This window comes from Leptospira adleri (assembly GCF_002811985.1).
Lineage (GTDB): Bacteria > Spirochaetota > Leptospiria > Leptospirales > Leptospiraceae > Leptospira > Leptospira adleri.
The window spans coordinates 51,989-61,157 of record NZ_NPDU01000027.1 but is presented as its reverse complement, the minus strand read 5'-3'; the positions used below and the strand labels follow the sequence as shown (position 1 = coordinate 61,157).

Genomic DNA, 9,169 nt, shown 5'->3' with positions numbered 1-9,169 from the left:
AGCTGTGATTTGAATGTTTTACTGGCTTTAGGAGATTATGAAAGAACAGGTGATCCCTCTTTGTTGACTGTAGCAATTTTGCTTAGAGAGGGTTGTAACGGAGACTCCTGATTTAAAGCTTTTATAGAAAAAATACATTTATAATCTCTCTTGCGTTAGGGATGGAAGCGTGGTCAAGTTATTGAACGTTCGGATAAGGCTCTGTTTTAAAATGAAGTTACCAATAACTTGACCGAAGCTGAGAGCCCGGCCGCGGAAGCGGCAACGCCCGCATCTAAATAAACTCTATATATGATTCCGGCCACAACTCCATCCATCGCGCAGCCCTGGCGGAAGCGGTGGCGGAGCCATCTGGCGTTCCAGTCTCGGGAATGATCTTTTTTCATCCGGATCACTTGGGCTCGATCACGATGGTGACCGACGGACAAGGAAATCGAATCGCAGGCGGAGAGATGGGCGGAACTTCTCATATCTCTTACAAACCGTATGGTGAGATCCAGAGAAACGACTCGGCGGGTCCTGATGTATTCAGATACAAATACACAGGCTGACATCGTATTTGTTCAAAGAAAGAGTTATCATTTGAAAATTTGCTTCTCACGATTTATCTTGGTTATTCTGAAAGATGGTCTCATTGCGGACATACAGATGTTCTATAATATTTCTGCGATCTAATGTTTTAATTCATTTTTTCGATTATGAATGTTCGGATAAAATATCAGGAGTAAAATTAAAGTGATTGATTTAACTTTCAAAGAAAAACTCACGCTCCACCAAAGTCATCCAGCAAAGTTGATTGTGGATATTTTCGGGAGCATTCTCTCAACATATTTTTTCTGGGAACATCAGTGGCTAACCGGTTTAACGATAACATTCTCCGCATCGATTACAATTACGCTCTACCTGATGCTTTATGCAGATTGGGAGAAATTATCATCTTCTCCTTTAGGAAGTTATATCCTAAAATTCATGAATCGCGGTTTGGAAGGCATTCGATTCGGAGGTCAAATTCTAATTTGGATTTCTGCTTGGCATAATAATTTTATAGGAATATTTGCGGGAATCATTATTATTCTCTGTGCTTGGTTGTGTGGGCTTTGGAAGAAATAAATTTACGTCGGAGAAAGAGGGATTTATTTTGGTCACTGTTTATACTGATATGAAATTTGATAACTCAAAAAAAATCGCCTGTATCCTTGGTCCCGTCCTTATCGTGATGGTGACATCTGAGTTGCGGTTTTGGAATCCGAGTCTTTACAATGATCAAATTGCTCCTTTAGTTTACTTATCAGGCATTTTGATTTTCACAGCGAGCTTGGCAATCCTTAGGTCGCATAACCTCTGGACACTTCATTGGCCCGTTCTTATTACGCTGGTCGCATGGGCAGGTTTGCTCTTGGGTTTAGTCCGGATTTTCTTCCCCCAACGCTATAAAGTTCAGTTTAAGAATGATGACATGATTCTTAGCGTTGAAATTCTTCTTATTTTGATAGGCTCTATTTTGACCTTCTGCGGCTACAGGAAGAGACCACAATGAGTAAACGTACGTTGAAAGGCGCTAACAATGTTGGAATTTTCGAACACTGTTGCATAACCGACAATGAAATCAGCGGGGCTTAGTTGTCTTCGGAACTGAATGGAAAGCAAGGGTCCAACAATTGATAGAGCACGACACAAAGAGAACACTATCGGAATGAAGAGCAATTCTTCCGTATCCTTTCACCCGCCTGTGCAATTCGCAGAATTGTGTCCATCGAAACTACTGCCGTTGACTCGAGCCATTGTTATTTACGATTGAGTTATTGAATTTGAGACGGCCGTTCGTGAATGTTCTTTTTGGTTTCTTTATTTCTACTTTTTTTTGTACATAAATCGAATGCGTAGGTACGATAGGGACCCTTCTTAGGCTCCCGTTCCTTTTCGATACTTGCTAGTATCTTAATGTTTGACGTGAAAGAGAACTTGAAAAGCGCTTTGGGTATTTCTTTTGCCGCCTTACCAGAAGGTGAAACTTCCTTTCACCTTTGAAGATTTCGGTTTAACGAAAATAGTCCTACAGATGATTTTGCGGAATTTTAAAGAAAAAATCCAGATCGAAGGACGCGGTTTGGATTGTATTTCGATTTTTCAAGAATCGAGGGATTGCCCTTTGGTTTGAATATTTTTGAATTGTTTTCCGATTTAAGAGGATTTGATCAAAGCCTAATATTTTCTCGCGTCCTTCTAAATCTTTTTCATTTATCTCAAAAGCTTTTTGGTTTAAGAATTGCACGTTTAAATTTCCCTCTATAAATCCAATGAAATAATGACTCAAATAAAATAGAGGAATCAGATTACAAAGTCTGCTCGCTCTTTGTTTAAAATATATCAATAAAGAAAACTTAGCCATTTTTAATTTTCTTTTCTCGAAGTTCTCGGATTGGTTTTCTTCCATGCGGGATTCCAAGCTCGGTTAGGATTTCTAAAACTTCGGGACGGTTCGATTTTCCCATAAATACATGGAAAACAGTGTAGTAGGGGATTCCAAGTGGCTTTGTCATTCGTGCAATTTCCGCCATCGGCTTTTTCATTTTTGCTATTTTAACGCACGCCTCGATCAAATCATCTTTTAATAGTTTTCGGAATGTGACTTCTTCCGATTCATCCTTCAGGTCCGTATTTGTTTCAAATAAGGTCTCAGTCATACGCCCATTCCTCAAGACCCTGGTCGTCTAACCAGACGTGATATCGTTCCAACAAGTTTCGCTCTTCGAGATAATATTCTTGAAGGGCGCATCTTGTTAGTAGAAGATCTATAGTCTCTGAATCGCTCCTGGCTTTGCCTTCCGAATTCTTCAAATCAAAGAGCTTCATGCTTTGTTTTAAAGATTCGAGCTTATATCTAGTCATCTGAGAATTCCTTAAATTTAAAAAGATATCCATTGGTTATCCCGTCTTTTCACACCGAAATTACATACGTTGTTTGAGGCTTGGCTTTGAATTTTCTTCTTTCGAGGTTTTTCTTAACAGTAAGTTTGAGCGGACGCTTTTTAGTTCCTTCGGTTGATTCGGAAATATTGTATGTCGATTCATGGTTTCAGGTTGATTTATTCAAAATTTAAGATTCATTTCAGTGACGAATTCGGATGCTGACCGAAGCGAGAAATTTCAATCGAGTGGTTTGTTTCAATTTTGCTCTTTCGAAGGACTTAATACCGGACCTTATCAAACTGAATTGTCAAAATGTGTTCTCCGAACATAATTTGACTAAATTAAAATGTCAAATATAAAAATTAACTAAGTTAAAATGAAAAAAGAATATTTTCCAAAGGAACGCCTTGAAGTTGTATTAAAATTCCTAAAAGACGAGAAAGGTCTGAATCAGGGGCAAACGGCGGAAACAATCGGGTTAACCGGCGCCGCGATCACTAGAATGCTAAAGGGGAAATTACCTGTTTCCTCGAAGACCGCTTTATTATTCGAGCATATCCACAGTATCTCCTATCGCTGGTTTGAGGTTGGAGAGGGAGACATGCTTCTCGAAGCGGGTCTTGCTTCTTCTCGAGTGAAAAAATCCGAGGCGAAGAGCAGTCTAATCCAAAAATTAGAGAATAGAAAGGGTATGATAAAATTAGTGGAGAGTCTTTTGGAGCTTTCCGAAAATCAACTTTCTGCGATCAAGAAGATCGTCGACAGCTACAAACGATAGAAAATCATTTTATGTGGCCGCTGAACATTCTTGCTAAAATGGAACTTCGCTTCATGAGGGAGTATTCGTAGTTATCCTCAAGCTCGGTATCCTTTGTGATCACCATTTTCATAAAATGGATTTTTCTCGAAAAAACTTCCGTCATCCAAGATTTGTTGTCAACGATCGAATAAGATAAATTAAAAAGCGGCATCGTCAATTTGGTCAAGACTCGTTGATTTTTCGGATACGGTTCTATATCCTTTAATTGAAACGCGTCTGAGTTCATGATAGCTACAGACCAAATTAGAGTTCCGAATAGGAATCCTATCGCGGTATAACCGCCCGAGAATAGTCCGTATAATGTCGGTCGAATATAGATAAAAACTAATATAGAAATTATCGGCGGAATCGTCCCAAGAAACAATAAAACTGCATTTGTTTTTGCTCTTCCTTTTTCCTTGATTATATTTCGGCCCAACTTTCCCAAAGACATCAAAGTTACGGTTAAGGAATATATAAGCAATGCCTTATAGATATAGTTGCTTTCGAAAGTGAAACGTTCGTCCGCTTTGGACGTGATTTTGAGCGTTTGCAAAAAGAAAGCGTGAACGATAAAAAAGCCGATGAATACAAAGTTGATTCGATTGAACCAATTCTTTGAATCCATAGGCTTTTCCATTCTTTGATTGTACGAAGTCGTGATCTTATAAAGAATAAACGGAATCGGAATCGAAGGAATCAATCCCCAATTGATCAGCCAGTTGTATGACCAAAAAGGAACAATTTCCCGAAGAATAAACGATTGGAACCATCCTCCGAGAAGAAGACAGAGAATTCCAAAGTAGAGTTGGATTCTTCGGTTGGGAATCGGGTTAAGAACATAGAGTCCGAGCAAGAAGATGAGTAAGGCGGATGTCGCATTGAGAAGAATGATCTCATAGGATGTGTTGAAGGACATAGAATTGTCACGATCGTAGAATTTCGGACAATTTTTGCAAACTGTTTTTTTCAATTTCTATGATTGTGAATGTGGCGGGTTCGCCTAAGGTTTTAAAATCTTGGAATGAAATCTTATCCGGAAATTTTTTTGAAACTTGCGCTCCCGCTTCCAGATAGATTCTGCCGATTCCTTTCCTCCGATCGTTAAACATTCCGTAGACGACGTCAAATTTTTGATTTAGACAAAATTCCGAAACGCAGGCAAAGTTTAATTTTGCGGCTTTCGCACCCTTAAGGGATGATACGAATGCGACCGAATTCCAGTCGGCCACGTTAGACTCGTTTACCCTGTACTGTTTTTCAGGATTCTCAGCTAAATGAGCACTTTCTAATGGAATTAGATTCTCCGGTTTTTTTAATACGATGCGCATACAAGACAGAAGTTCGTTTTCGTTGATTACATAAAACCACGTCGTGTACGGATCCAACCCGTCGTCCTTTCTGGGGTATTCGTTTCCTGCGTTCATGTTTATTGAATAAACAAAGTCCTTCAGCATTTGAAGCGTATGAAAGTGTTTTGGATCGGAAGCCTGGAAAGAATGACAAATAAAGGCATCTTTTTCCCAAAAGATCGGAGGAGTGGAATACTGATGAATATTTAAAACTGAATCTTGAGTTGTTTGGGTCATAATAACATAATTATGTCCCATATTAGATTTATTTTTTCAAGGCAAATTTTCGCTTCGAATTGGCGATTTTCTACGTTATTTTATCTTTGATTTGAATTTTTGGGATCTTAATCTTTACGATCGACGTTGCGCGACGGTGAGAGCGCGTCGTTCTTCAGGATCACATTCGATGCAGTTCCTTTTTTCGGATTAGAATTTAGAATTATCTTTTTCCCCTTTTCAAGCGAGCGTCGAGTTCTTCCGTAAAATCATTCCGGCAATTTGTGTCCTCGCTCGTTCATTCGGTAGCTTGAGAGCAACGTTTTCTTGGAACGAAGTTCTTCTTAGAAAATTGTTTATACAGTTGTGAAGTAAGGTTGAGCCGAATGGATCTTCGATCCTTCCTTTAAAGTTTCATACGAAGGGAACTTGAGAAAACCTTTCCGCTTTTTCCGGTGTTATTCAGTTCCATCTTGAAAATTTTTTCGTTTCCGGAAATCACGTGAATCGCCCCGACGTTCATCTCTACGACAACCATAATTATTTCGACGGCGCGACGCGCCTTGCACATGACGGTCACGTTCAGGATCCTTCGAAATTATACGGTTATGATAATACGTTCGTTTACGATCAAATCAAAGCAACGTTTTCGGATCCTAACGTTAGGCAATACGTGAAAGAAAGATACAATCAGCAGAGGATTGTAACCAATTTCGTATATTTTAGTTTTGGATATTCTAAAAAGTTCTGATCTTTCTTGATGTCGACTTGAAAGGAACGTTAAACCCCGATTCCGATTTTATGTTCATGGAGCTTACCTTATCTTCATCGTCGGCCTTCGTGAGTTCGAAGGCGCTTCGAAAGATTCGATCAGGGATCAGTTCCTATATCTGAAACAAAAACGGATGCGCCCCTATCAAAACAGGTTTCAGCATCCTGAAAAGAATTCTTCCGGCGATTATTCTGGTTGACAGAGTGCGTTTCAAATGTTCAGTATTTCCCTCATGCCGGGCGCTTATCGCTTTCTTAGATTCGACAAGTCGTCGTATCCGATCTTCGGTGAGTTTTTTCGAAAAGTTCTAAGAGCGGAAATTTATCGGGCTTTTGTAAGAAGAAAGACTATAGAGTGTATGAGAAAACGCTCATATTCTTCAGTTAAAACAAAATCACTTGTTTTCAGAGATCGCTTTCATCAAAAAATTTCCGACTTAAATACAAACGATTGTGAGCGGATCGTTCGAAATCTTCCAATAATTCTTTATCTTAAGAATTACCGGGCGATTCAATCTCCTTTAAAAGAAAGCGCGTTCGGCGTCCATTTATCTTTTGCCGGAACGAACTTAGTTTCGGATCAAGGGATTTCATCGACGGAAAGATTGGGACAGTTTTTTGCAGGATCGATCGATTTAAAAGCGCGATGATGCGGAGAGAAATATATTAGGAAAGAATCATTGATCGAGAACTCGATTCCTACTCGAAGAGCGTAAAAAAGATCGATTCTCGATTCTTTCCTAAATCTTCTCGTTGTATCGAACGAAAATTGCATTTTCTATTCGAGCGAGTTTCCGTTTTGAAAGGATTCAGGTCTATGGTTTGGAAATATTCGTCGGAAAGGACAAATCGGAGAAATTAAGGAGTTGTAGAGAAAGGATTTGTAAAATAGACTTTGCTCCAAACAGAGAGATCCGGTATAACTGGATTCTTAAATAGAAAGAAGACACGAGACGTTTGTTTGAGAATTTTCGATTCTGAATTCAGGAGAATCTTATGCCGCCTTTTGAAAAAGAACCCTTTCCAGGATTGTTTACAATCGACTGTGATTATATTTCTCCCGGAGTCGCCTGCGCTTATCTCGTTCTGGAAGGTAAGGAGGCCGCGTTCGTAGAAAACAATACCAATCACGCGGTCCCGATTCTTTTGAAAGAATTGGAGAATGCGGGACGAAAACCCGAAGACGTAAAATACATCATCGTCACTCACGTTCATCTGGATCACGCGGGAGGAACGGGTCTTCTCGCAAAACATTGTCCGAACGCTACGATTCTCGCGCATCCAAAAGCGGCGAAACATCTCGTCTCGCCGGAGAGGCTCATCGAAAGTTCGATCCAGGTTTACGGAGAGGAGAATTTCAAAAAACTCTACGGCGATATCGTTCCCGTTCCTTCGGAGCGCGTGAGAAGTCCCGAAGACGGAGAAGAGATCCTTTGGGGAAGGAGAATATTCAAATTCTATTATACACGCGGCCACGCAAATCATCATTTTTGCATATACGATTCCCTGAGTAACGGAATTTTTACGGGAGATTCTTTCGGTCTCGGTTATCGTGAGTTTGCGGTTGGGAAAAATCCGGTTTTATATCCGTCCACGACGCCGACGGATTTCGATTCCGAAGAGGCGATGATTACCGTGGACAAAATTCTTTCCACAGGGGCTGACAAGGCCTACCTAACTCATTTCGGAGTTTGGAAGGATCTTCCTTCCGGCGCGAGACAAATGAAACAAGGACTTCATGCGATGCAGAACATTCTTTCTTCCGGTGAAAGATCCGGTCTGGAAGGGGAGCCGCTTCTGGAATTTTGTACGGGAAGAATTCGCTCTTATTTAGAAAGAGAAATTTCCACACAGGGAATCGCCCTGGGTGAAAGAGAGGAGATGTTGCTCGGGTTTGATTCTAAAATCAACGCCCAGGGTTTGGTTTTTCAGATTGAGAGGAAAAAGCGAAAGAAGGTTTGAAAAAATAATTGTTTTTTAGAACGATTCTAAATAGAATCCACTTTTAGAATCATTCTAAAATAAAATGGAGAGAGGAACTGGTATGAAACAATCTACATTAGGGGCCTTATTTTTGGTCCTTTTGGGGGCCGTTTTGGTTTCCTGCGGGCCGTCTGAAAAGACGAAGAAACTGATCGACGATTCCAAAAAGATCTTGGGAACGATTCCGGATAAAATTCCCGGCGGAGAAGGCGATACTCCGGAGCTGGTCCAACTCGGGGAAAAGTTATATTTCGAAAAGAGACTTTCGGCAAACGATACGCAGGCTTGTAATTCCTGCCACAACGTCGCCGGAAAGGGCGCAGGCGTGGACAACCTCCCGACTTCTCCGGGAGCGTTTGGCAAGAATGGGGACAGAAATTCTCCTACCGTTTTGAACGCGGGTTTTCACCTCGCTCAATTCTGGGATGGAAGAGCGAAGGACTTAAAGGAACAGGCGAAAGGCCCGATTTTGAACCCCGTGGAAATGGCGATGCCGTCCGCGGCAGAGGTGGAGAAAAAAATCGGTGCGATCGCAGAATACCAAGACCTCTTTGCAAAAGCGTATCCTAAGGATGAAAAGAAAATCACTTATGAAAATCTCGCGGGCGCGATCGCGGCTTTCGAGAGAACTCTCGTGACCAAAGACCGTTTTGACGATTTTCAAAGAGGGGATCACAAAGCCCTCTCTTCCGAAGAACAGGAAGGTCTGGAAACGTTCCTGGCTACGGGTTGCACCGCTTGTCACATAGGTCCTCTTTTGGGAGGGAATTCTTTCCGAAAACTGGGGCAGGTAAATCCGTATGAAAATACCGTGGACAAGGGCCGTCTCGGGGTTACGAAGAATGCGGCCGACGCTTTTGTCTTTAAAGTTCCGTCTCTTCGTAATATAGCCATCACCGGACCTTATTTTCACGACGGGAAAGTGGCAACTTTGGAAGAAGCCGTTCGGAAAATGGCCCATCTTCAGCTCGGAAAAGACCTCTCGGATTCCGATACAAAGTCGATTGTAACTTTCTTGAAGGCGTTGACCGATAAGAACCGGTCTAATTAACTGGACTTACAGAATTGAAACCTATTCAGCCGGCGGTTGCTAACGCGATTAGCCGGTCTTTTTTTGCCCTCTGGACCTTGCCGTTTT

General features: G+C 41.2%; 10 protein-coding genes and 1 pseudogene. 7 read left to right on the top strand and 4 right to left on the bottom strand.

Translation table 11 applies throughout. The features are described 5' to 3' along the window. Nucleotides 1-353 precede the first annotated feature (353 nt). The 3 genes and pseudogenes from CH376_RS12080 to CH376_RS12075 all read left to right on the top strand — a co-directional run. A pseudogene (locus CH376_RS12080) lies at nt 354-548 on the top strand (hypothetical protein); the annotation flags it as partial. A gap of 187 nt (nt 549-735) precedes the next feature. After that, complete coding sequence (locus tag CH376_RS24430; protein ID WP_207767211.1) at nt 736-1,110, top strand: hypothetical protein; 375 nt, start codon at nt 736-738, stop codon at nt 1,108-1,110. A 28-nt stretch (nt 1,111-1,138) separates the two neighbouring features. Then, complete coding sequence (locus CH376_RS12075) at nt 1,139-1,537, top strand: hypothetical protein (RefSeq protein ID WP_243398265.1); 399 nt, start codon at nt 1,139-1,141, stop codon at nt 1,535-1,537. Between the two features lie 844 nt (nt 1,538-2,381). Here the strand turns inward: CH376_RS12075 and CH376_RS12065 are convergent. Together CH376_RS12065 and CH376_RS12060 are read right to left on the bottom strand one after the other, a co-directional pair. Next, a complete protein-coding gene (locus CH376_RS12065; protein ID WP_100787562.1) occupies nt 2,382-2,684 on the bottom strand; it encodes a hypothetical protein in 303 nt (100 codons plus the stop codon). Beyond that, nucleotides 2,677-2,889 (bottom strand): hypothetical protein, encoded by a 213-nt coding sequence (locus tag CH376_RS12060; protein WP_100788109.1) that lies wholly within the window; start codon nt 2,887-2,889, stop codon nt 2,677-2,679. Before CH376_RS12060 ends, CH376_RS12065 begins: the two co-directional genes overlap by 8 nt. Before the next feature lie 397 nt (nt 2,890-3,286). On the opposite strand from CH376_RS12060, the gene CH376_RS12055 reads away from it, so the two are divergent. Further along, nucleotides 3,287-3,688, top strand: a complete 402-nt coding sequence (locus CH376_RS12055) for an XRE family transcriptional regulator (protein ID WP_100787560.1) — start codon at nt 3,287-3,289, stop codon at nt 3,686-3,688. 4 nt (nt 3,689-3,692) lie between these two features. Here CH376_RS12055 and CH376_RS12050 read toward each other — a convergent pair whose 3' ends face one another. Together CH376_RS12050 and CH376_RS12045 are read right to left on the bottom strand one after the other, a co-directional pair. Continuing rightward, nucleotides 3,693-4,628 (bottom strand): LIC10906 family membrane protein, encoded by a 936-nt coding sequence (locus CH376_RS12050; protein ID WP_100787559.1) that lies wholly within the window; start codon nt 4,626-4,628, stop codon nt 3,693-3,695. A 7-nt stretch (nt 4,629-4,635) separates the two neighbouring features. Further along, nucleotides 4,636-5,166: an LBL_2463 family protein gene (locus CH376_RS12045; protein ID WP_420843548.1), complete on the bottom strand. Its 531-nt coding sequence runs from the start codon at nt 5,164-5,166 to the stop codon at nt 4,636-4,638. A gap of 613 nt (nt 5,167-5,779) precedes the next feature. On the opposite strand from CH376_RS12045, the gene CH376_RS24035 reads away from it, so the two are divergent. The 3 genes from CH376_RS24035 (at nt 5,780) to CH376_RS12025 (ending at nt 9,082) form a co-directional block, all read left to right on the top strand. Continuing rightward, entirely contained in the window at nt 5,780-6,028 is a 249-nt protein-coding gene (locus CH376_RS24035; protein ID WP_125231987.1) for a hypothetical protein, read from the top strand. 1,016 nt (nt 6,029-7,044) lie between these two features. Beyond that, on the top strand, nt 7,045-8,010 hold the full coding sequence (locus CH376_RS12030) for an MBL fold metallo-hydrolase (protein WP_100787555.1): 966 nt from the start codon (nt 7,045-7,047) through the stop codon (nt 8,008-8,010). A gap of 82 nt (nt 8,011-8,092) precedes the next feature. Beyond that, nucleotides 8,093-9,082, top strand: a complete 990-nt coding sequence (locus tag CH376_RS12025; RefSeq protein WP_100787554.1) for a cytochrome-c peroxidase — start codon at nt 8,093-8,095, stop codon at nt 9,080-9,082. The last annotated feature ends 87 nt before the right edge of the window (nt 9,083-9,169 follow it).

Bases quoted from the DNA above. Each gene is read 5' to 3' on its own strand.
- CH376_RS12065 (WP_100787562.1), bottom strand. From the start codon at position 2,684: ATGACTGAGACCTTATTTGAAACAAATACGGACCTGAAGGATGAATCG.
- CH376_RS12060 (WP_100788109.1), bottom strand. From the start codon at position 2,889: ATGACTAGATATAAGCTCGAATCTTTAAAACAAAGCATGAAGCTCTTT.
- CH376_RS12055 (WP_100787560.1), top strand. From the start codon at position 3,287: ATGAAAAAAGAATATTTTCCAAAGGAACGCCTTGAAGTTGTATTAAAA.
- CH376_RS12050 (WP_100787559.1), bottom strand. From the start codon at position 4,628: ATGTCCTTCAACACATCCTATGAGATCATTCTTCTCAATGCGACATCC.
- CH376_RS12045 (WP_420843548.1), bottom strand. From the start codon at position 5,166: ATGCTGAAGGACTTTGTTTATTCAATAAACATGAACGCAGGAAACGAA.
- CH376_RS12030 (WP_100787555.1), top strand. From the start codon at position 7,045: ATGCCGCCTTTTGAAAAAGAACCCTTTCCAGGATTGTTTACAATCGAC.
- CH376_RS12025 (WP_100787554.1), top strand. From the start codon at position 8,093: ATGAAACAATCTACATTAGGGGCCTTATTTTTGGTCCTTTTGGGGGCC.